The sequence below is a fragment of the Stenotrophomonas sp. 24(2023) genome (genome assembly GCF_030913365.1).
Lineage (GTDB): Bacteria > Pseudomonadota > Gammaproteobacteria > Xanthomonadales > Xanthomonadaceae > Stenotrophomonas.
On record NZ_CP133160.1, the window covers coordinates 1,224,830 to 1,246,627 of the forward strand.

General features: G+C 67.8%; 18 protein-coding genes and 1 pseudogene. 3 read left to right on the plus strand and 16 right to left on the minus strand.

Annotation, left to right across the window (positions count from 1 at the left end; genetic code table 11):
* Positions 1–20 precede the first annotated feature (20 nt).
* From Q9R17_RS05395 to smeD, 3 genes are read right to left on the minus strand one after another with little or no spacing between them, the layout of a single operon-like run.
* Positions 21–1,406, minus strand: coding sequence for an efflux transporter outer membrane subunit (locus Q9R17_RS05395; protein ID WP_308157410.1), 1,386 nt, complete (start codon positions 1,404–1,406; stop codon positions 21–23).
* Positions 1,399–4,578 carry a multidrug efflux RND transporter permease subunit SmeE gene (gene smeE / locus Q9R17_RS05400; protein ID WP_308157411.1) on the minus strand — a complete coding sequence of 1,060 codons (3,180 nt, stop codon included), beginning with the start codon at positions 4,576–4,578 and terminating at the stop codon, positions 1,399–1,401. Before smeE ends, Q9R17_RS05395 begins: the two co-directional genes overlap by 8 nt.
* A gap of 12 nt (positions 4,579–4,590) precedes the next feature.
* Positions 4,591–5,772 carry a multidrug efflux RND transporter periplasmic adaptor subunit SmeD gene (gene smeD / locus Q9R17_RS05405; RefSeq protein WP_308157412.1) on the minus strand — a complete coding sequence of 394 codons (1,182 nt, stop codon included), beginning with the start codon at positions 5,770–5,772 and terminating at the stop codon, positions 4,591–4,593.
* Positions 5,773–5,995: 223 nt separating this feature from the next.
* On the opposite strand from smeD, the gene Q9R17_RS05410 reads away from it, so the two are divergent.
* A complete protein-coding gene (locus Q9R17_RS05410) occupies positions 5,996–6,655 on the plus strand; it encodes a TetR family transcriptional regulator (RefSeq protein ID WP_308157413.1) in 660 nt (219 codons plus the stop codon).
* Between the two features lie 64 nt (positions 6,656–6,719).
* Here the strand turns inward: Q9R17_RS05410 and hslU are convergent, their stop codons facing one another.
* The 7 genes from hslU to Q9R17_RS05445 form a co-directional block, all read right to left on the minus strand.
* Entirely contained in the window at positions 6,720–8,093 is a 1,374-nt protein-coding gene (gene hslU / locus Q9R17_RS05415) for an ATP-dependent protease ATPase subunit HslU (RefSeq protein ID WP_308157414.1), read from the minus strand.
* Positions 8,094–8,153: 60 nt separating this feature from the next.
* Positions 8,154–8,705: an ATP-dependent protease subunit HslV gene (gene hslV / locus Q9R17_RS05420; RefSeq protein WP_308157415.1), complete on the minus strand. Its 552-nt coding sequence runs from the start codon at positions 8,703–8,705 to the stop codon at positions 8,154–8,156.
* A gap of 85 nt (positions 8,706–8,790) precedes the next feature.
* Positions 8,791–9,687 (minus strand): tyrosine recombinase XerC, encoded by an 897-nt coding sequence (xerC, locus tag Q9R17_RS05425; protein ID WP_308157416.1) that lies wholly within the window; start codon positions 9,685–9,687, stop codon positions 8,791–8,793.
* Between the two features lie 13 nt (positions 9,688–9,700).
* Complete coding sequence (locus tag Q9R17_RS05430) at positions 9,701–10,375, minus strand: DUF484 family protein (RefSeq protein ID WP_308157417.1); 675 nt, start codon at positions 10,373–10,375, stop codon at positions 9,701–9,703.
* Positions 10,372–11,223 (minus strand): diaminopimelate epimerase, encoded by an 852-nt coding sequence (gene dapF, locus Q9R17_RS05435; RefSeq protein WP_308157418.1) that lies wholly within the window; start codon positions 11,221–11,223, stop codon positions 10,372–10,374. The genes Q9R17_RS05430 and dapF overlap by 4 nt, the downstream gene beginning before the upstream one ends.
* The gene (locus tag Q9R17_RS05440; protein WP_308158288.1) at positions 11,216–11,458 is read right to left on the minus strand and encodes a lipoprotein; all 243 of its coding nucleotides are present in this window, start codon (positions 11,456–11,458) and stop codon (positions 11,216–11,218) included. Before Q9R17_RS05440 ends, dapF begins: the two co-directional genes overlap by 8 nt.
* A 103-nt stretch (positions 11,459–11,561) precedes the next feature.
* On the minus strand, positions 11,562–13,679 hold the full coding sequence (locus tag Q9R17_RS05445) for a S9 family peptidase (protein WP_308157419.1): 2,118 nt from the start codon (positions 13,677–13,679) through the stop codon (positions 11,562–11,564).
* Positions 13,680–13,822: 143 nt separating this feature from the next.
* On the opposite strand from Q9R17_RS05445, the gene Q9R17_RS05450 reads away from it, so the two are divergent.
* On the plus strand, positions 13,823–15,010 hold the full coding sequence (locus tag Q9R17_RS05450; protein WP_308157420.1) for a pyridoxal phosphate-dependent aminotransferase: 1,188 nt from the start codon (positions 13,823–13,825) through the stop codon (positions 15,008–15,010).
* A 235-nt stretch (positions 15,011–15,245) separates the two neighbouring features.
* Here the strand turns inward: Q9R17_RS05450 and Q9R17_RS05455 are convergent, their stop codons facing one another.
* Positions 15,246–17,342 (minus strand): prolyl oligopeptidase family serine peptidase, encoded by a 2,097-nt coding sequence (locus tag Q9R17_RS05455; protein WP_308157421.1) that lies wholly within the window; start codon positions 17,340–17,342, stop codon positions 15,246–15,248.
* Between the two features lie 284 nt (positions 17,343–17,626).
* Here Q9R17_RS05455 and Q9R17_RS05460 point away from each other — a divergent pair, with 284 nt between their 5' ends.
* Positions 17,627–18,229 (plus strand): lipocalin family protein, encoded by a 603-nt coding sequence (locus Q9R17_RS05460; protein WP_308157422.1) that lies wholly within the window; start codon positions 17,627–17,629, stop codon positions 18,227–18,229.
* Between the two features lie 40 nt (positions 18,230–18,269).
* Here the strand turns inward: Q9R17_RS05460 and Q9R17_RS05465 are convergent, their stop codons facing one another.
* The 5 genes and pseudogenes from Q9R17_RS05465 to Q9R17_RS05485 form a co-directional block, all read right to left on the minus strand.
* Positions 18,270–18,569, minus strand: a complete 300-nt coding sequence (locus Q9R17_RS05465) for a HigA family addiction module antitoxin (RefSeq protein WP_308157423.1) — start codon at positions 18,567–18,569, stop codon at positions 18,270–18,272.
* Positions 18,570–18,578: 9 nt separating this feature from the next.
* Positions 18,579–18,849 (minus strand): annotated as a pseudogene (locus tag Q9R17_RS05470) (type II toxin-antitoxin system RelE/ParE family toxin).
* A 123-nt stretch (positions 18,850–18,972) separates the two neighbouring features.
* Positions 18,973–19,662: a methionine ABC transporter permease gene (locus Q9R17_RS05475; RefSeq protein ID WP_308157424.1), complete on the minus strand. Its 690-nt coding sequence runs from the start codon at positions 19,660–19,662 to the stop codon at positions 18,973–18,975.
* Positions 19,659–20,666 (minus strand): methionine ABC transporter ATP-binding protein, encoded by a 1,008-nt coding sequence (locus tag Q9R17_RS05480; protein ID WP_308157425.1) that lies wholly within the window; start codon positions 20,664–20,666, stop codon positions 19,659–19,661. The genes Q9R17_RS05475 and Q9R17_RS05480 overlap by 4 nt, the downstream gene beginning before the upstream one ends.
* A 165-nt stretch (positions 20,667–20,831) precedes the next feature.
* On the minus strand, positions 20,832–21,728 hold the full coding sequence (locus Q9R17_RS05485; protein ID WP_308157426.1) for a DMT family transporter: 897 nt from the start codon (positions 21,726–21,728) through the stop codon (positions 20,832–20,834).
* Positions 21,729–21,798 lie beyond the last annotated feature (70 nt).

Sequence of the window (21,798 nt, forward strand, 5' to 3'; positions counted from 1 at the left end):
GCCCGACGCTGCCGAGGGGGTTATCCCCGCGCGTGCCAGCCGCCGCCCAGCACCTTGTACAGGGTGACGCGGTTGGCCTGCTGCGCCAGCGTGGCCTGCAGCTGGGTCTGCTGCGCACCGTAGGCGGTGCGGCGCGCATCGAGCAGGGTGATGAAGCTGTCCAGCCCGGCGTCGTAGCGTGCCTGCGACAGCGTGCGTGCCTGTTCGGCCGCCACCACCAGCGCCTGCTGCGATTGCACCTGTGCATCCAGGCTGCTGCCCAGTGCCAGTGCATCGGAGGCTTCGCGGAAGCCGACCTGGATCGCCTTCTCGTACTGCGCCAGGGCGATGTCGCGATCGGCCGTTGCGACCGCCAGGTTCGCGCGCAGCTTGCCGCCCTGGAAGATCGGCAGCGTGATCGTGGGCAGGAAGCTCCAGACCCGTGTGCCGCTGTCGAACAGCCCGGACAGTTCGGTGGAGCTGCTGCCGATACTGCCGGTCAGCTTGATGCTGGGGAAGAACGCGGCACGTGCTGCACCGATGTTGGCGTTGGCCGCCAGCAGCTGGTACTCGGCGGCCATGATGTCCGGGCGCTGCAGCAGCACGTCGCTGGGCAGGCCGGCCGGTAGCGGGGCCAGGGCCTGCAACTGCGCGTCGGCGCTGTCCGGCAGCAGGTCGTCGGCCACCTGGCCACCGGCCAGCAGGGCCAGCGCGTTGCGGTCCTGCGCCACCTGCCCGCGCAGGCGGGCGGCGTCGGTGCGCGCGGTTTCCACCAGCGTGCGGGTCTGGCTCAGCTCCAGCGCCGAACTGCCACCGCGTTCGTGGCGCGCCTCGGCCAGCCGCAGGGACTGTTCGTAGGCGGCCAGCGTGGCTTCGGACAGGCGCAGCTGTTCACGGTCCGCGCCCAGCGTCAGCCACGCCGTGGCGGTCTCGGCAATCAGGCTCAGCTGCGCGTTGCGGCGGTTGGCCGCCACCGAGAAATACTGCTGCAGGGCGGCTTCGCTGAGGTTGCGCACGCGGCCGAACAGGTCCAGCTCGAACTCGGTCACGCCCAGCCCGGCGGTAAACTGCTCGCTGACCGGCACATCGCCACCGCGGCGTTCCATCTGCCCCTGCACGGCCAGGCCCGGCACGCGGTCGGCGCGCTGGATGCGGTACTGGCCACGCGCACGTTCGACATTGAGCACCGCCACGCGCAGGTCGCGGTTGTTTTCCAGCGCCTGGTCGATCACCTGCTGCAGGCGTTCATCGCTGAAGAAATCGCGCCAGCCCAGCGCCGCCACGTCGGCGGCCTGGCCCTGGCCGGCCTCGGCCGGCCACTGTGCGGGAATGGCCGGGGCCACGGCGGTGTTCTTCGGCACCAGGCTGGCGCAGCCGGCCAGGCCGAGGCTGGCGGCCAGCGCCAGCACCAGGGGGGACTTACTCATGGGAACCTCCGTGGGCCACGTCCTGGCCCGGCGCCGGCGGGGTATCCCCGCCCTTGCCCTTGTTGCGGTTGAACACGCGCTGCACCACCACGAAGAACAGCGGCACGAAGAACACGCCCAGCAGCGTGCCCACCACCATGCCGCCCAGCACGCCGGTACCGATGGCCTGCTTGGCGCCGGAGCCGGCACCGCTGGAGATCGCCAGCGGCAGCACGCCCATGCCGAAGGCCAGCGAGGTCATGATGATCGGGCGCAGGCGGTCGCGTACCGCGTGCATCGTCGCCTCGACCAGGCCCGCGCCCTTCTCCAGGTGTTCCTTGGCGAATTCCACGATCAGGATCGCGTTCTTGCTGGTCAGGCCCACCGTGGTCAGCATCGCCACCTGGAAGTAGATGTCGCGCTCCATGCCGCGGAAGGTGTTGGCCAGCACCGCGCCGAGGATGCCCAGCGGGGCCACCAGCAGCACCGCGGTCGGCACGCTCCAGCTTTCATACAGTGCCGCCAGGCAGAGGAACACGATCATCAGCGACAGCGTGTACAGCAGCGGCGTCTGCGAACCGGCCTGGCGTTCCTGGTAGGACAGCCCTGACCACTCGATGCCGAAGCCCTTGGGCAGCTGCGCGGCCAGTGCTTCGATCTCGGCCATGGCATCACCGGACGCCACGCCGGGCGCGGGTTCACCCTGGATTTCCATGGCCGACACGCCGTTGTAGCGTTCCAGGCGCGGCGAACCGTAATCCCAGTGCTTGGTGGCGAAGGCGCTGAACGGCACCATCTGGCCCTGTGCGTTCTTCACCGACCACAGGTCGAAGTCCTCCGGCACCATGCGGAACGGCTGGTCGGCCTGCACGTACACGCGCTTGACGCGGCCACGGTCGATGAAGTCATCGATGTACTGGCTGCCCCACGCGGTGGCCAGGGTGCTGTTGATCTGCTGGATCGACAGGCCCTGCGCGCTGGCCTTGGCCACATCGATGTCGATGCGGAACTGCGGGGAGTCTTCCTGGCCGTTGGGGCGCACGTTGGCCAGCTTGCCGCTCTTGGCCGCCAGGCCCAGCAGCTGGTTGCGGGCGGCCAGCAGTGCCTCGTGGCCCTGCCCGCCGTTGTCCTTCAGGAAGAAGGTGTAGCCCGAGGCGGTGCCCAGTTCGGGAATGGCCGGCGGCGGGAAGGCGAAGATGAAGGCATCCTTGATCTGGCCCAGTGCCGCCATCGCGCGCCCGGTCAGCGGCATCACGCCGTTGTTGGCATCACGCTCGCTCCAGTCCTTGAGCTTGACGAAGGCCATGCCCGCGTTCTGGCCCATGCCGGCGAAGCTGAAGCCCTGCACCGAGAACACCGATTCGACCGCATCCTTTTCATTGTCCAGGAAGTGGTTTTCCAGTGCCTTGATCGACTCCATGGTGCGTTCCTGGGTGGCACCGACCGGTGCCTGCACCAGTGCCATCAGCACACCCTGGTCTTCGTTGGGCAGGAATGCGCTGGGCAGGCGCATGAACAGCACGCCCATCAGCACGAACAGCGCCAGCACGATGCCCATGAAGCGCCACGGGCGGGCCAGGATGCCCTTCACGCCACGCTGGTAGCTCTCGCTGGAACGGTCGAAGCCACGGTTGAAGGCGTTGAAGAAGCGACCCGACCAGCCCTTGTGCGCGGTGTGGTGCTCGCCCTTCTTCAGCGGCTTGAGCATGGTCGCGCACAGCGCCGGGGTCAGCACGATGGCCACCAGCACCGACAGCGCCATGGCCGACACGATGGTGGCCGAGAACTGCCGGTAGATCACGCCGGTGGAGCCGCTCATGAACGCCATCGGCACGAACACCGCCGACAGCACCAGGCCGATGCCCACCAGCGCGCCGGTGATCTGGCCCATCGACTTGCGGGTGGCTTCCAGCGGCGACAGGCCCTCCTCGGACATGATGCGCTCGACGTTCTCCACCACCACGATGGCATCGTCCACCAGCAGGCCGATGGCCAGCACCATCGCGAACATGGTCAGCATGTTCACCGAGAAGCCCAGTGCGGCCAGCACGCCGAAGGTGCCCAGCAGCACCACCGGCACGGCGATGGTCGGGATCAGGGTGGCGCGGAAGTTCTGCAGGAACAGGTACATCACCACGAACACCAGCACGATCGCTTCGATCAGGGTCTGCACCACGCCCTTGATCGACACGCGCACGAACGGCGTGGTGTCGTACGGGATTTCCGCCTTCAGCCCGGCCGGGAAGAACGACTGCAGTTCATCCAGGGTCTTCTGCACGCCGGCGGCGGTATCCAGCGCGTTGGCGCCGGTGGCCAGGGTGATCGCCAGGCCGCTGGCCGGCTGGCCGTTGTAGCGGGTGATGAAGTCGTAGGACTCGGCGCCCAGCTCGACGCGGGCGACATCGCCCAGGCGCAGCTCACCGCCGTTCTCCGCGCTGCGCACGATGATGCTGCGGAACTGCTCCGGGGTCTGCAGGCGCGACTGCGCGTTGATGGTGGCGTTGAGCTGCTGGCCCTTCACCGAGGGCGCACCGCCCAGCTGGCCGATGGCCACCTGTGCGTTCTGTGCCTGCACGGCGGCGACCACGTCCGGCACGGCCAGGCCGTAGCTGTGCAGCTTGTTCGGGTCCAGCCAGATGCGCATGGCGTACTTGCCGCCGAACACCTGGATGTTGCCCACGCCCGGCACGCGGCTGAGCTGGTCCACGACATTGGAACCGACGTAGTCGGCGATGTCGTTGGCATCCATGCTGCCGTCCTGCGAGACGAAGGCCACCACGTTCAGGAAGCCCGAGCTGGACTTGGCCACGTTGATGCCCTGCCGCTGCACTTCCTGCGGCAGCAGCGGCATGGCCAGCTGCAGCTTGTTCTGCACCTGCACCTGCGCGATGTCCGGGTTGGTCCCGCTCTCGAAGGTCAGGCTGACGGTGGCGATGCCGTTGGACGAACTGTTGGACGAGAAGTAGATCAGCCCGTCCAGGCCCTTCATGTTCTGCTCGATGATCTGCGTCACCGAGTCTTCCACCACCTTGGCCGATGCACCCGGGTAGGTCGCGGTGATCTCGACCGCCGGCGGGGCGACGTTGGGGTACATCGAGACCGGCAGCTTGAACAGCGCAAGGCCACCGGCGAGCATGATGATGATCGCGATCACCCACGCGAAGATGGGTCGATCGATGAAGAAACGTGCCATGGAAGTCTCCGCTTACTGCGCGCCGGCGGCCGGGGCCGCGGGCTGGGCATTGCCCGGCTTGGTCGGGGTGGCGCCCTGTTCGGTGGCCTGCACCGGCATGCCCGGCCCGATCTTCTGCAGGCCTTCGACGATGACCTTGTCGCCGGCCTTCAGGCCATCCTCGACCAGCCACTTGTCACCCAGCGCACGGCTGACCTTGACCTGGCGCACTTCCACCTTGTTGTCCTTGCCGACCACCATCGCCGAGGTATCGCCCTTGGGATCACGGGCGATGCCCTGCATCGGCACCAGCAGCGCATCGGCGCGCACGCCGCCGCCGATCACCGCACGCACGTACATGCCCGGCATCAGCGTGCCGTCGGGATTGTCCACCTTCACCCGCAGGCCGAAGCTGCCGGTGCCCGGATCGACGCTGACTTCGGAAAACTCCAGCGTGCCCTTGTGCTCGAAGGTGCTGCCGTCTTCCAGCAGCACGCTCACCGGCAGTTCCTTGTTGTCCTGCAGGCGGCCCTGGGCCAGTTCACGGCGCAGCTGCAGCAGTTCGGCCGAAGACTGGGCCAGGTCGATGTAGATCGGGTCCAGCTGCTGCACGGTGGCCAGCGCGGTGGCCTGCCCGGCGCTGACCAGCGCGCCCTGGGTGACCGAGGACTTGCCGATGCGCCCACTGATCGGCGCGGTGATGCGGGCATAGCCCAGCGTGACGTTGGCCGCGTCCAGCGAGGCCTTGGCCGCGCCCACGTCGGCTTCGGCCTGCTTCTGTGCGGCCACGGCGTTTTCCAGGTCCTGCTTGCTGACCGCATCGACCTTGGCCAGCTCGGTGATGCGTGCCGCGCTCAGACGGGCCGCATTGGCCGTGGCCTCGGCACGGGCCAGCTGGGCACGGGCGCTGTTGGCCTGGGCGCGGTAGCTGGCGTCCTCGATCTGGTACAGCGGCTGCCCTTCCTTGACCAGGCTGCCTTCGGTGAACAGGCGCTTGGCGACGATGCCGTTGACCTGCGGGCGCACCTCGGCGACCAGGAACGCGGTGGTCCGGCCGGGCAGTTCGCGGGTCAGCGCTGCCGTTTCCGGCTTCAGGGTGACCACGGTCACCTGGCCGGGCCCCTGCTCGGGGGCCTGCGGATTGCCGCCACAGGCGGCCACGGTCGCGGCGATCGCCAGCGACAGCATGAAAGGACGGAAACGGGTCAGTTGCATGGGGACGGGGAACTCGTAGGGGAAGGTGATCTCAACAAGCCGTGATACGCAACGGACTGGCGGAAGCTCGCCGGTTGCCCGCAGATCGCGGCCATCCCCGGCCGATATGCCGTCATTGCTGACCGCAGGTACTTGGCGGGGATCATCGACTGCAAATATACATACATGATTGTTTGTTTGTAAACCGGTACAATTCAGCCACGTTTCACGCGCACTCGTAGCAATGGCCCGCAAGACGAAAGAGGACACCCAGGCGACCTATGACGGCATCCTCGATGCCGCCGAGGCCTGCTTCCATGAACACGGCGTGGCCCGCACCACGCTGGAGATGATCGGTGCGCGCGCCGGCTACACCCGTGGCGCGGTCTACTGGCATTTCAAGAACAAGGCCGAGGTGCTGGCCGCGCTGATCCAGCGGGTGCACCTGCCCTTCATGCAGGAACTGGAGCGCACCTCCACCGAGGAACGTTCGACGCCGGTGCTGGACCTGCGCTCGGTGCTGGTGGGGTCGCTGATCGATCTGGCCCAGGACGAGCGCCTGCGCAAGACCATGGAAATCATGCTGCGCAGCGATGCGTCGGGCGAGAACAAGCTGCTGGCGGACATGCAGCAGGAAGGGTTCCGCGATGGCCAGGAACGCATGGCCCGCGCCCTGCGCCGTGCGCAGCAGCTGGGCCAGCTGCGCGACGGCGCCGACCCGCAGATCGCCGCGCGCATGCTGCATGCCACGGTGCTGGGCGTGATCCACGGCGCGATGGTCGAGCCGGACATGATGGACCTGCAGCGCGACGGCATGCTGGCCGTGGACATGACCCTGGCCGCCTACGTGAAGGACGGCGTGTTCACCCCGGGGGCCCTGCCCGAGCCACTGCCGCAGGTATGACGCAGCGGCGGGGTCACTCCCCTGCCGGCATACAGAAAAGCCGCCTTGCGGCGGCTTTGCTGCCTTACAGGATGTAGCGGCTCAGGTCCGGGTCCTTCACCAGCTCGCCCAGGTGCTTGTCCACGTAGGCATGATCGATGGTGATGGTTTCCCCATCACGGTCCGGCGCTTCATAGCTGAGCGAATCCAGCAGACGCTCCAGCACGGTATGCAGGCGGCGCGCACCGATGTTTTCCTGGCGCTCGTTCACCTGGAAGGCGATCTCGGCCAACCGGTCCACGGCGTTGTCGCTGAAGCTGACCTTGACACCTTCGGTGGCCAGCAGCGCTTCGTACTGCTTGGTCAGCGCGGCCTTGGGCTCGGTCAGGATGCGCACGAAGTCATCCTTGCTCAGCGCGCCCAGTTCCACGCGGATCGGGAAGCGGCCCTGCAGTTCCGGAATCAGGTCGCTGGGCTTGGCCAGGTGGAACGCGCCGGAGGCGATGAACAGGATGTGGTCGGTCTTGATCGTGCCGTACTTGGTGGACACGTTGGACCCTTCCACCAGCGGCAGCAGATCGCGCTGCACGCCTTCGCGCGACACATCGCCACCACCGACATTGTCCCCACGCTTGGCGACCTTGTCGATCTCGTCGATGAACACGATGCCGTGCTGTTCGCAGGCTTCGATGGCAGCGGTGCGGATGTCGTCTTCATTGACCAGCTTGCCGGCTTCCTCTTCCACCAGCAGCGGGCGGGCGGCCTTGATGGTCAGCGTGCGCTTCTGCGCCTTGGCGCCGCCACCGAGGTTGGCGAACATCGACTTCAGCTGCTGGCCCATTTCCTCCATGCCCGGCGGGGTCATGATGTCCATGCTGACGTTGGCCGAGACTTCCAGCTCGATCTCGCGCTCATCCAGTTCACCATTGCGCAGCATGCGGCGGAACTTGAGGCGGGTCTCGCTGTCCTGTGCGGACGGCTCGTTGCGGGCGGCTTCCGGGTCGAAGCCGATGCCGCCGCTGCGGCGCGGCAGCAGCGCGTCGAGGATGCGGTCTTCGGCACGTTCCTCGGCCTGCGTGCGCACGCGCACCTTGGCCTGCTCGCGGTACAGCTTGACCGCGGTATCGGCCAGGTCGCGGATGATCTGCTCCACGTCCTTGCCGACGTAACCCACTTCGGTGAAGCGGGTGGCTTCAACCTTCACGAACGGCGCGTTGGCCAGCGTGGCCAGGCGGCGGGCGATCTCGGTCTTGCCGACGCCGGTCGGGCCGATCATCAGGATGTTCTTGGGCATGACCTCGTTGCGCAGCTCCGGGGCCAGCTGCATGCGGCGCCAGCGGTTGCGCAGGGCGATGGCCACCGCACGCTTGGCGTCGTGCTGGCCCACGATGTGCCGGTCCAGTTCCTGCACGATCTCGCGCGGGGTCATGGTGGCGGAGGAAACTTCGATCTTCGACATGGGTGTGCTCACGAATTCGTTGTCGGTAGCGCCGGGCCATGCCCGGCGGATCGGGAAGCCTTACAGCTCCTCGACCACCACGTTGCGGTTGGTGTAGATGCAGATGTCGCCGGCGATGTTGATCGCTTCGCTGGCAATCGTGCGTGCATCCAGTCCGGTGTGCGCCAGCAGCGCACGTGCGGCGGACAGGGCGTAGGAGCCACCGGAACCGATGGCGATGATGCCGTCCTCCGGTTCGATCACATCACCGGTGCCGCTGATGATCAGCGAGGTTTCCTTGTCGGCCACCGCCAGCAGTGCTTCGAGCTTGCCCAGGCGGCGCTCGGTGCGCCAGTCCTTGGCCAGTTCCACCGCCGCGCGCGTCAGCTGGCCGTGCTTTTCCAGCTTGGCCTCGAACAGCTCGAACAGGGTGAAGGCATCGGCGGCGGCACCGGCGAAACCGGCCAGCACCTGGCCATCACGGCCCAGGCGGCGCACCTTGCGTGCATTGCCCTTCATCACCGTGTGGCCCAGGGTGACCTGGCCATCGCCGGCAATGGCCACATGCTCGCCGCGACGGACGCAGACGATGGTGGTGGCGTGGAAAACGTTAGGGTTCTGACTGGGGTCCATGGAGCCTCCGGGGTGACAGAACCAGAGGTGGGGCCAGCACCGCGCCCTTCAAGCCGCCCCACCCTGCCGGCCGCAGGGCCAGCGTTCAGCTTTCCGCGCCGTTGCCCTTGCCCGGACGCCGTTTCGCCCGCGGGTGGGCGGCGTCGTAGACCTTGGCCAGATGCTGGAAATCCAGGTGGGTGTAGATCTGCGTGGTGGCGATGTCGGCATGGCCGAGCAGCTCCTGCACGCCGCGCAGATCGCCGGAGGATTCCAGGATGTGGCTGGCGAAACTGTGCCGCAGCATGTGCGGATGGACGTGCTTGAACAGGCCCTGGCGCTGGGCCAGCTGGCGGATGCGGATCTGCACCGCGCGCTGGCTGATCGGGCCATTGCGGCCGGGAAACACCGGCGTGGCCGGGCCGCCACCGCTTTCGCTGCGCCAGGCCTGCAGTGCTTCGCGCGCCGGCCGCCCGAACGGCACCCGCCGCTGGCGGTTGCCCTTGCCCAGCACGTTGACCAGACCGCTGTCGAAATCCAGGTCACGCCAGGTCAGCGCGCACACTTCGCTCAGACGCAGGCCCGAGGAATAGAACAGCTCCAGCAGCGCGCGGTCACGACGCCCCAGCTCGCCCTCCGGCTCCAGCTCCACCAGCTGCACCGCTTCGTCGGCATCGAGCACCTGCGGCAGCCGGCGCGGCGCGCGCGGTGCCTTCAGGGTGGCCGCGGGGCTGGCCTCGATGCGGCCATGCTTGAGCAGCCAGGCATAGAAACTGCGGCAGGCCGACAGGCGGCGCTGCAGGCTCTTGGCCGACAGCCCGCGCCGGTGCTCATCGGCCACGAACTGGCGCAGCGCTTCGCTGTCCAGCGCGTCCACCTCGGTGCCGCGTGGCTGTGCCCAGGCCGCCAGCGCGTCCAGGTCACGGCGGTAGGCGTCGAGCGTATGCGCCGACATCCGCCGTTCCACCTGCAGGTGCTGCAGGAAGGCCTGGACTGCACTCATCCGCGTGCCCCGTTCAGCGCGCGAAGCGCTTCAGGCCGGTGGCCAGCGCGTCGCCCATCATGCGCAGGAACAGCGTGCCCATGCCGGGGTAGAAACGATTGGCGTCGTGGCTGCCGACGGCGATCAGGCCCACGCCCGGCAGCGGCAGCAGTGCGGTGGTCTGCACTTCCTCGCTGCGCGCGCCGTACAGCACGGCGTTCTTTTCCGGCTGCAGGCGGCCGCAGATCGGCTCGCCATCCTTCAGGCAATCGCGGAACGGCCCCAGCGCCGGATCATCGGCGGCGATGACCTGCAGCCATTCGGCCTGCTCCAGCCCGGCCACCGGCACATGCACCACCAGCCGCACCAGGTCACCGGCAAAATCCTCCTGCAGCGAGGCCGCCATGGCGCGCAGCGTGTCGGCGGCGCTGTCCTGCTTCATCAGCGCCAGGGTCAGCTGGTGCGTGCGCACCGCCAGGCGTTCGTTGACCTGGGCGGTCGCGCCCAGGTCGGCCAACCGGCGCGACAGCTCGCGGTTCTTCTCGCGCAGCACTTCCAGCTGGTAGCTGGCCAGCGAGGCGGTCGGGCCGTCATCGCGCGGGACCACCAGGGTCAGCGCCAGGTCGGGGAACTGCTTGAGGAAGCCCGGATGGCGGCGCAACCACGCCGCGACCTCATGGGCACCGAGCTTGTCGGCCGTTTCGGTCATGCGATCCACTCCCCTTCGAAGACGAATGCGGTCGGGCCGGACATCACCACCGGCTGGCCGTCACCGGGCCAGTCGATGCCCAGCTCGCCACCGGGCAGGCTGATGCGGGCCTGGCGCTGCAGGCGGCCGCGCTGCATCAGCGTGACCGCGGCAGCGCAGGCACCACTGCCACAGGCCAGCGTTTCACCGGAACCGCGCTCGTACACGCGCAGCCGTGCATGGCCCGGGTCCATCACCTGGGCGAAGCCCACGTTGACCGACTGCGGGAACGAGGCGTGCTGCTGCAGCAGCGGCCCCAGCCGTTCCACCGGCGCGGCATCGACCAGGCCCACTTCGATCACCGCGTGCGGGTTGCCCATCGACACGGCCGCAAAGCGCACGCTTTCGCCCTGCAGCGGCAGCAGGTATTCCTCGCGCGGGTGGGCGAACCCGACCAGCGGGATGCGCGCCGGCTCGAACACGGGCACGCCCATGGTCACCGCGTAGCGCCCCTCGCCCAGCACCTCCACGGGGTGGGTATCGAGCGGGCTGTCGATGCTGAAACGCGGCCCCTGCGCACTGCCGTCGCGCACCAGCCAGGCGGCGATGCAGCGCGCGCCGTTGCCGCACTGTTCGGAATTGGAACCGTCGGCATTCCAGATGCGGTAGGACGCCACCGAACCTTCCGCACGCGGCGGCTCGATGGTCAGGATCTGGTCGCAGCCGACGCCGGTATGGCGGTCGGCCAGCCGCGCGGCCAGCGCCGGGGTGGGCGGTGCGCTGCCATCGCGCAGGTCCAGCACCACGAAGTCATTGCCTGCGCCGTGCATCTTGCTGAAACGAACCACGTGGGCGCCTGCCTTACTCATTCCCGCCGTCCGTCTTCTTGACCGGGTCAGGGGTGGGGGCCGGATTGCCGTCACCGGTGGGCTGGGTGGCCGGCGGCGCCTGTTCATCCGTGGCCGGCACGGGCACGGCCTGCTCCTGCACTTCCACCGGCTTCTGCGGCAGCACCAGCGGGCCCTTGTTGCCGCACGCGGCGAGGAACAGCAGCGAGGCCGCTGCCAGCGGGATCAGGATTCGATTGCGATGGGGGATGCTCATGGCCCGAGTATAGCCATTGCCGCCTGAGCGTTTGGTCATGCCGGCGCACCTGCCCCGGCGGGGACCGGGAGCAGCCATGGCGGCCGCCCCCGCTGCCCTGGCGTTACGGCGTCGCGCCGCTCACGCCCAGCTGCTGCAGCACGAACGCATACGATTCGGACAGCTCGCGGTAGCGCTGGAAACGCCCGGACTTGCCGCCGTGGCCGGCTTCCATGTTGGTGCGGAACACGATCGGGAAGTGGCCGGTGTTGTCGTCACGCAGCTTGGCCACCCACTTGGCCGGCTCCCAGTACTGCACCTGCGAATCCCACAGGCCGGTGCCCACGAACAGGGCCGGGTAGGCCTGCTGCTTCACGTTGTCGTAGGGCGAGTAGGACAGCATGTAGTCGTAGTACGGCTTCTGCTCCGGGTTGCCCCATTCGTCGTATTCATTGGTGGTCAGCGGGATGGTCGGGTCCAGCATGGTGGTCACCACGTCCACGAACGGGACCTGCGCCACCATCACCCGGTAGTCCTGCGGGGCCTGGTTGGCCACCGCGCCCATCAGCAGGCCGCCGGCACTGCCACCGGAGGCGGCCACGCGGTCCTTGGCCGCCCAGCCCTGGGCGACCAGCCCACGGGTGACGTCGATGAAGTCGTTGAAGGTGTTCTGCTTGTGCAGCAGCTTGCCGTTCTCGTACCAGTCGCGGCCCATTTCCTGGCCACCGCGGATATGGGCAATGGCATACACCACGCCACGGTCGAGCAGGCTCACCGCGGTCTGGTTGAAGTACGGGTCCATCGACATGCCGTAACTGCCGTAGGCGTACTGGAACAGCGCGCCCTTGCCGTCCTTCTGGTAGCCCTTGCGGTAGACCAGCGACACCGGCACCTTCACCCCGTCGCGCGCGGTGATCCAGACACGGTCGGTTTCGTACTTCGAGGCGTCATAGCCGATCACCGGCTGCTGCTTGAGCTGGCGGCGCTCGCCGGTGGCCGTGTTCAGCTCATATACGGTGGTCGGGGTCGCCATCGACGTGTAGGTGTAGCGCAGCCACGGCGTGTCGGCCTCGGTGTTGTCACCCAGGCCCATCGAATAGGCCGGCTCATCGGCCTTGACGTAGTCGCTGCGGCCATCCTTGAACAGCAGGCGGATGCGTTCCAGGCCCTGCGAGCGCTCGGCGATGGCGGTGTAGGTGTCGAACAGCTCGAAGCCTTCGATGAACACCGCATCGTCATGGGCGATCCAGTCCTTCCACTGCGTGCGCGCGGTGGCGTCGGTCGGCGCGGTGACCAGCTTGAAGTTCTTGGCGCCGTCGTTGGTGCGGATCACCCAGCGGCCATCGTAGTGGTCGGCGTCGTACTCGACATCGCGCTGGCGCGGGGCCAGCACGGTGAAGGTGGCCGGGTCGCTGGCCGGGGCGTAGCGCTCTTCCGAGGACACGGTGCTGTGCACGCCGATGGTGATGAAGCGGTCGTCGCGGGTGCGGCCGATGCCCATGTAGAAGCTGTCGTCCTTCTCCTCGTAGACAACGGTATCCGCGCTGGCCGGGGTGCCCAGCACGTGCTTCTTCACCCGCACGGTCAGCAGGGTTTCCGGATCGTTCTCCACGTACAGCACGGTGCGGTTGTCATCGGCCCAGACCAGGTTGCCGGAGGTGCCGGTGAGCGTATCGGGCAGCACCTGGCCGGTGCGCAGGTCCTTGAAGCGGATCACGTACTGGCGGCGGCCGACGTCATCGTCGGCCCAGGCCAGCAGGTGGTTGTCCTGGCTCACTTCCATCGCGCCCACGCTGAAGTAGCCCTTGCCGGCCGCCATCGCGTTCACGTCCAGCAGGATTTCCTCGGCTGCCTGCATGTCGCCCTTGCGGCGTGCGTGGATGGGGTAATCCTGGCCGGTCTCGTAGCGGGTGTAGTACCAGTAGCCGCGCTCGCGTGCCGGCACGCTGGCGTCGTCCTGCTTGATGCGGCCGACGATTTCCTTGTACAGGGTGTCTTCCAGCGGCTTGAGCGGCGCCAGCAGCTGGTCGGTATAGGCGTTTTCCGCTGCCAGGTAGGCCAGCATGGCCTTGTCCTGGCGCTTGTCGTCGCGCAGCCAGTAGTAGTCGTCGGTACGGGTCGCGCCGAACGGCGCCTTGACCACGTGCGGACGCTTCTCGACATCCGGCGGAACGGGCGGGGCAGCGGCGGTGGCAGTGGTGGTCATCAGGCTGGCAAGCAACAGGCAGAGGGTAGGTTTCATGAGATAAGGCTCCAGGCGCATCAATGCAATGGTTTTCGACAGGGACAGGTCCTTTTCCCCGCAACCCGGGCATCTGACCCCAATCGCGGTGCCTGGGCAACCCTGCGGATCGTCATGGCCGGCACTCGGCGTACCATGGGCGCATGAGCACCCTGCCCCACCCGCCGGGCTACAGCCGGCGCAGCCACGAAATCGCCCCGTTCCATGTGATGTCCCTGCTGGCCCGCGCGCAGGCGCTGGAACAGGCCGGCCATGACGTGATCCACCTGGAGATCGGCGAGCCGGACTTCACCACCGCCGCCCCCATCGTGCGCGCCGGGCAGGCCGCGCTGGCCGCCGGCCATACCCGTTACACGGCCGCGCGCGGCCTGCCCGCACTGCGGCAGGCGATCAGCCGCTTCTATGGCAGCCACTACGGGCTGGACATCGATCCCGAACGCATCCTGGTCACGCCCGGTGGCTCCGGCGCGCTGCTGCTGGCCAGCAGCCTGCTGGTCGATCCGGGCCGGCACTGGCTGCTGGCCGACCCCGGCTACCCCTGCAACCGCCACTTCCTGCGCCTGGTCGAAGGCGGGGCGCAGCTGGTGCCGGTCGGGCCGGACACCGCCTACCAGCTCACGCCTTCGCTGGTGGAACAGCACTGGAATGCCGACAGCGTTGGCGCACTGGTGGCCTCACCCGCCAATCCCACCGGCACGGTGCTGTCCACGCCCCAGCTGGCCGCGCTGTCGGACACCCTGCATGCGCGCGGCGGCCACCTGGTGGTGGATGAGATCTACCACGGCCTGACCTACGGGCTGGATGCGCCCAGCGTGCTGCAGGTCGATGACAGCGCCTTCGTGCTGAACAGTTTCTCCAAGTACTTCGGCATGACCGGCTGGCGGCTGGGCTGGCTGGTGGCCCCGCCGGCCGCCGTGCCCGAGCTGGAGAAGCTGGCGCAGAACCTGTACATCAGCGCATCGAGCATCGCCCAGCACGCTGCGCTGGCCTGCTTCAGCGGTGAGGCGATGGCGATCTTCGAGCAGCGCCGCGAGGCGTTCCGCCAGCGCCGCGATTTCCTGCTGCCTGCACTGCGCGCGCTGGGCTTCCGCATCGAGGTGGAACCGCAGGGCGCGTTCTACCTGTATGCCGATGTCAGTGCGTTCACCGATGACGCGCAGGCGTTCTGCGCGCACTTCCTGGAAACCGAGCACGTGGCGTTCACCCCGGGCCTGGATTTCGGCTTCCACCGCGCCAACCAGCACGTGCGGCTGGCCTATACGCAGGAAATCCCACGGCTGCAGGAGGCGGTGTACCGCATCGCACGCGGGTTGAAAAGCTGGGGCGCCTGATCGCCCCGCACCAACAGCCTCCACGCATGGCGTGGATCTACCGGAACCACATCCCGGCACACGGGTAGATCCACGCCATGCGTGGATACGCGGGCCCCAACGAAAAACGCCGCCGATCCCACCCATCCCACGCCACGCGTGAACCACATCGCGGTACACGGGTAGATCCACGCCATGCGTGGATACGCGGCCCCAACGAAAAACGCCGCCCCGAGGGCGGCGTTTTCCATTCTGCTTACTTGCCGCCCAACCGCTCCCACAGGAAGCTGTAGGCCAGTGCGGACATGTGCGCGGCCTGCGCGTTGTTGGCTGCGCCGCCGTGGCCACCTTCGATGTTCTCGTAGTAGGTCACGTCCTTGCCGGCGTCGATCATCTTGGCCGCCATCTTGCGGGCGTGGCCCGGGTGCACGCGGTCATCGCGGGTGGAGGTGGTGAACAGCACCGGCGGGTAGGTCTTCTTCGCATCGAACAGGTGGTACGGCGAGAAGGTCTTGATGAACTCCCAGTCGCTGGTGTCCGGGTTGCCGTACTCGGCCATCCACGAGGCGCCGGCCAGCAGGTGGCTGTAGCGCTTCATGTCCAGCAGCGGCACCTGCACCACCACGGCACCGAACAGCTCCGGGTACTGGGTCAGCATGTTGCCGGTCAGCAGGCCACCGTTGCTGCCGCCCTGCACGCCCAGGTGCTTGGCGGTGGTGATCTTGCGGGTGACCAGGTCCTGCGCCACCGCGGCCATGTCTTCATAGGCCTTGTGGCGGTTCTGCTTCAGTGCGGCCTGGTGCCAGCGCGGGCCGTATTCACCACCGCCACGGATGTTGGCGACCACGTACACGCCGCCCTTGTCCAGCCAGGCGCGGCCCATGCCACCGGAGTAGCTCGGGGTCAGCGAGATCTCGAAGCCACCGTAGCCGTACAGCAGGGTCGGGTTGGAACCGTCCAGCTTCATCGCCTTGTCGTGCACCACGAAGTACGGCACGCGGGTGCCGTCCTTGCTGGTGGCGAAGTGCTGCTCGATCACCTTGTCCTTGGCATCGAAGAATGCCGGCATGGTCTTGAGCACTTCCGGCTGCTGGCCGATCTCGGCCAGGGCCAGCGTGGTCGGGGTCAAGTAGTCGGTGGCCGTCAGCCACACCGCATCGCTTTCATCGGCGTCCACGGCTCCCACGCCCAGGGTGCCGAAGGCCGGTGCACCGACGAATTCGCTCTTCTTCCACGCCGAACCGGTCGGGGTCAGCACCGACAGGCGGTTCTTCACGTCATCGAGCACGTTCAGCACGACATGGTTCTTGGTCCAGGCCACGCCGGCCAGCGAGGTGGTCGCGGTCGGGGTGAACAGCACCTGGAAGTCACGCTTGCCGGCCATGAAGTCGTCCAGCCTGGTCACCAGCAGCGAACCGGCGGTGTAGGTCTTGCCCCCCACGGTCCACGGCTCGCGCAGCTCCAGGCTCAGCCACTGCTTGCGCAGGCCCTTCTCGGCCGAATTCGGCGCATCGATCTTGGCCAGCGTGCCGTCGTTGCCGCGCAGGTACAGTTCGTTGTTGTAGAAGGCCAGCGTGCGGCTGACCAAGTTACGCTCGTAGCCGGGGGTGTCATCGTGCATGGCCGCGATGTACATGTCGTCCGGCTTGCCTTCGTACACCACCTGCGCCGCACTCAGCGGGGTGCCGCGCTTCCACAGCTTGGCCACGCGCGGGTAGCCGGAGGTGGTCATGGTGCCGGCGCCGAAATCGGTGTAGACGAACACCGTGTCACGGTCGATCCAGTTCAGGCCCCCCTTGGATTCGGGGCGGAAGAAGCCATCCTTGATCCAGGCCTTGTTGGCCAGGTCGAACTCGCGCGTGACGTCGGCATCGGCACCGCCGCGCGACAGCGCGATCAGGCAGCGGCTGTAGTCCGGGCGCAGGCAGTCGGCGCCATGCCAGACCCAGTTCTCGCCCTCGGCCTTGTTCAGGGCATCCAGGTCCAGCACGGTTTCCCACTGCGGGGCCGTCTTGCGGTACTCGGCCAGCGTGGTGCGGCGCCACAGGCCGCGCTCGTGCTGCTTGTCCTTCCAGAAGTTGTAGTAGTAATCGCCGATCTTCTGCACGCCGGGAATCTTGGCGTCCGAGTCGAGCACTTCGCGGATGCTGGCTTCCATCTGCTTGAAGGCCGGGGTCTGCGCCAGGCGCGCCTCGGACTTGGCGTTCTGTTCCTTCACCCAGGCCAGCGGCTTGTCGCCGGTGACGTCTTCAAGCCAGGCGTAGCGATCGGTGTCGTCAGCGGCCATGGCGGTCCCCATCGACGCAGCGGTCATCATGCCGGCCAGCAGGCAGGCGGAAGCGAGTCGTGACATTGCAGCTCCAGGCAGTCATAAGCTGCCGAACGCTAGCACACCGTTCCCCTGCCGCCCCCGTGTCGAAGGTCAGGCCGCCGGCCCGGCCAGGGCCACAGGCATAGCGCCCCCCCCACCGGTGCAGCGGCCAGCGCGGCCGTGGATCAGCCGGGCCGGCAACGCGTGGAACACCGCCGGCCGCGGCACGGTGCCGCATCGGCATGCCATCGCATGCGACGACCATTGACGGATCCATCGCGGCCATTCGACCATGCTGGGGCACGCCTTCTGGAGCCAGCTGCAGCATGACCCCGATCCGCCCGATCTGCGCCGCCCTGCTGGCTGCCGTCCTTGCCGGCCCGGCCGTGGCCGCCGTCGAACCGCCGCCCAGCCGCACCGATACCACCCAGCGCGGCGATCCGGATGCGCCGGTGGACCTGAAGCGCTTCATGGGCACCTGGTACGTGATCGGCCGCGTGCCCAACTTCGTCGAACGCGGGCATGTGGCCAGCGTCAACGAGTACCAGCTGCGCGATGCGCAGAAGGTATCCATCACCTACCGCTACCGGGATGGCTTCGGCGAGCCGGAACAGGAAGTCCGCGCGCGCGCCAGCGTCGATGCCGACAGCGGCAACCACGCCTGGCGGACCTGGTTCTACCGCGTGGTGCCGACCCATTCGCGGGTGCTGGAAGTCGCCCCGGACTATTCCTGGGCCCTGATCGGGTACCCGGGGCGGGAAATGGCCTGGATCTTCGCCCGCAAGCCGGACATGGACCGCGACCTGTACAAGGAGCTGGCCACCCGCCTGCGCGACGAATACGGCGTGAACACCGACAAGCTCAAGCGCGTGCCGCAGCACCCCGAGCAGGTGGACAAGCTGGGCTTTGAAGTGCCCAACAAGCGCTGAGTCACAACGCCCCTGCCAAAGGGGCGATGCCCCGGGCCGCTCAGGCCGCCCGCGGCTGCACGCGCTGTTCGATTTCCCGCTGCGTCGGCAGCGTCTTCAGGTCGTACGCGGCCTGCAGGGCCAGCCATGAAGCGGCATCGCCACCGAAATGACGCGCCAGGCGCGCGGCCGTGTCAGCGGTAATGGCACGGTCGCCATGGACGATGGCATGCAACCGCGTCGCCGGCACATCCAGCGCGCGTGCCAGCGCATTCACACTCAACGCCAGCGGCAGCAGGAACTCCTCACGCAGCACCTCGCCGGGGTGGATGGCCCGCATGCGGTTATGGATTGCAGCCATGGCGGCACCTCAATGGTAGGCGACGATTTCCACGGCCTCGACACCGCCGTTGGACCAGATGAAGCAGATGCGCCACTGATCGTTGATGCGCAGGCTGTACTGTCCCGAGCGGCGACCGGACAACGTCTCCAGACGGTTTCCCGGCGGGCTGCGCAGGCGTCTGCGCGGAATCCAGCAGTTGCAGCTTGCGTTCGGCCACTCGCCGCAGCGGCAGCCAGTGGCGCGGGCAGCTTGCTTCGAACAGTGCACGGGTGTGCTTGCAGCGGAATGATCGGATCATTACGCCGAACGTATTACGCAAAACGGAATACATCAAACCCAGAAGCGCGCCGCCAGTTCCGCTTTGGCGATCCAGGTTTCCAATCAGAGCGTGCCCGCCCAAGCGCAGGCACGCGTCACCGGCCTACTTGCGGGTGTAATGCGCGACCAGGCGGTCGCCGAGCATCTGCAGCAGCTGCACCAGCACCAGCAGCAGCACCACGGTCACCAGCGCCACATCGGTGTGCGAACGCTGGTAGCCATCGCGGAAGGCCAGGTCGCCCAGGCCACCGGAGCCGATCGCACCGCCCATTGCGGTGAAGCCGATCAGCGCCACGGTGGTCACCGTGGCACCGGCAATCAGGCCCGGGCGCGCTTCGGGCAGCAGCACACGGGTGACCAGCTGCCAGGGCGTGGCGCCCATCGCCTGGGTTGCTTCGATCACGCCGCGGTCCACTTCGCGCAGCGCGGTTTCCACCAGCCGTGCGTAGAACGGGGCCGCACCGATGACCAGCGGCACGATCGCGCCACGCACGCCCAGCGAAGTGCCCATCAGGAACAGCGTGACCGGGATCAGCACGATCATCAGGATGATGAAGGGCACCGAACGCAGCAGGTTCACCAGCAGCGCCAGCACGCCGTAGGCGACGGGGCGGCGGCGCATCTGGGGCGCACCGAACAGGTACAGCAGCACGCCCAGCGGCAGGCCGATGGCCAGCGTCAACGGCAGCGAGCCGGCCAGCATCAGCAGGGTATCGACGGTGGCCTGGCCGATATCGGCCCACTTGCCCGCATCAAGGTGGCGGAAGAACCCGCCGGTGGTGGCCATCATCATCGACGCAGTTCCTCCACATGCACGCCAGCGGCGACGAAGGCCGCCTGCGCGGCATTCTGGTCCCCACCCACCAGGGCAACGACCAGCTGGCCATAAGGGGTGTCCTTGATCCGGTCGATACGGCCGGACAGGATGTTGTAGTCCACCCCGGTCTGCCGGGCAACGCTGCCCAGCAGGGGTTCATAGGTATCGCCGCCCAGGAAGGTCAGGCGCACGATGCGGCCCCCGACGGCATCGAAATCACGGTGCAGGGTGCCTTCGTCCACGTGTTCGGATTCACTGACGAAGCGGCGCGTGGTCGGGTGCTGCGGGTGCAGGAACACCTGGGTGACCGGGCCGGTTTCGACCAGCTGGCCGGCATCGAGCACGGCCACCCGGTCGCACACCCGGCGGATCACATCCATCTCGTGGGTGATCAGCACGATGGTCAGGCCCAGCTCGCGGTTGATCTTCGACAGCAGCGCCAGCACCGACGCGGTGGTCTGCGGGTCCAGCGCGCTGGTGGCTTCATCGCACAGCAGGATCTGCGGGCGGGTGGCCAGCGCCCGGGCGATGCCCACGCGCTGCTTCTGGCCACCGGAAAGCTGCGCCGGGTACTTCTGTGCATGCGCTTCCAGGCCGACGGTCTGCAGCAGCTCGGCCACGCGCGCGTCGATCTCCGCACGCGGCGTGCCGGCCAGTTCCAGCGGGAAGGCCACGTTGCCGGCCACCGTGCGCGCGGACAGCAGGTTGAAGTGCTGGAAGATCATGCCGATGCGGCGGCGCAGGCCCCGCAGGCCTTCATCATCGAGCCGGGTGATGTCCTCGCCGTCGATCAGCAGCTGGCCGCCGGAGGGCTCCTCCAGCCGGTTGATCATGCGGATCAGGGTCGACTTGCCGGCGCCGGAGTGGCCGATGATGCCGAATACCTCGCCGGCCTGGATGCTCAGGTCCAGCGGCTGCAGGGCGCTGACGGCGCGGCCGGCCACGGCATAGGATTTGTGCAGGCGCTGGAACTGGATCACGGGGACAGCTCACCGGCGGGGGGAGAAAGGGGCGTGCAGCCTACCAGCGCAGGCGCTCGCGCGCTCGCACCCTGCACCGGAATGTTATTCCTTTTGGTTCTAAGGCGCCGCCCGGGCGTTCTCACGCGGGCAGCGGCCCTGCCGGGCCACGCCGCCCCCGGCCGGTCAGGGGTGGTCCAGCGGCGCCGGCGGCTGCACCCGGTTCACCCGTTCGCGGTGCAGCAGGTACAGGCCGGAGGCCACGATGATCGCCGCCCCCACCCAGGTGTAGGCATCGGGCAGCTGGCCCCAGAAGGCCAGGTCCCAGCCGATCACCCAGACCAGGCCGGTGTATTCCAGCGGCGCGATCATCGACGCCTCGCCCAGCTGGAAGGCCCGGGTCAAGGCGATCTGGCCCAGCGCCCCGGCCAGGCCCATGCCGGCGATCAGCGGCGCATGCGCCCACTGCAGCGGCACCCAGTCCGGCAGCGCCAGCAGCCCGGCCCCCACGGCCATGATGACCAGGAACCAGACCACCATCGACTGCGAGGTATCGGTGCGGGTGAGCAGGCTGACGGTGATCGCGGCGATGGCATAGGCCGTGGCCGCGGCCAGCACCATCAGCCCGGGAATGGAGATGAAGCCGTCCACGCCGGGACGCAGCACCACGATCACGCCCAGCAGGCCGATGCCGATGGCCACCCAGCGGCGCGGGCCCACCCGCTCGCCCAGCAGCGGCACCGACAGCGCGGCGATCAGCAGCGGGGCCACGAAGTAGATGCTGTAGGCGGTGGACAGCGGCAGGTCGCGCAGGGCGAACACGAAGCAGCCGATCATGACCATGCCCAGTGCACCGCGCAGCAGGTGCAGCCCCCAGCGGCGCGGCACCAGCGAGCGCGGCCCGGCGCTGGCCAGTACCCAGACCAGCACGAACGGCAGCGATGCCGCACCGCGCAGGAAGGTGACCTGCAGGGAGGGATAGGTCGTGGAAAGCTGCTTCATGCCCGCATCCATCAGCGAGAAGCAGGCCACAGCGGCGACCATCCAGGCCACCGCGCGCGACGGGGAGCGTTGCACGTTCATGGCCCATTATCGCCGGCCCCGGCGCGGCGTCCACCACTGGGTAGAATGGGTGCACACCATTCCAGGAGAT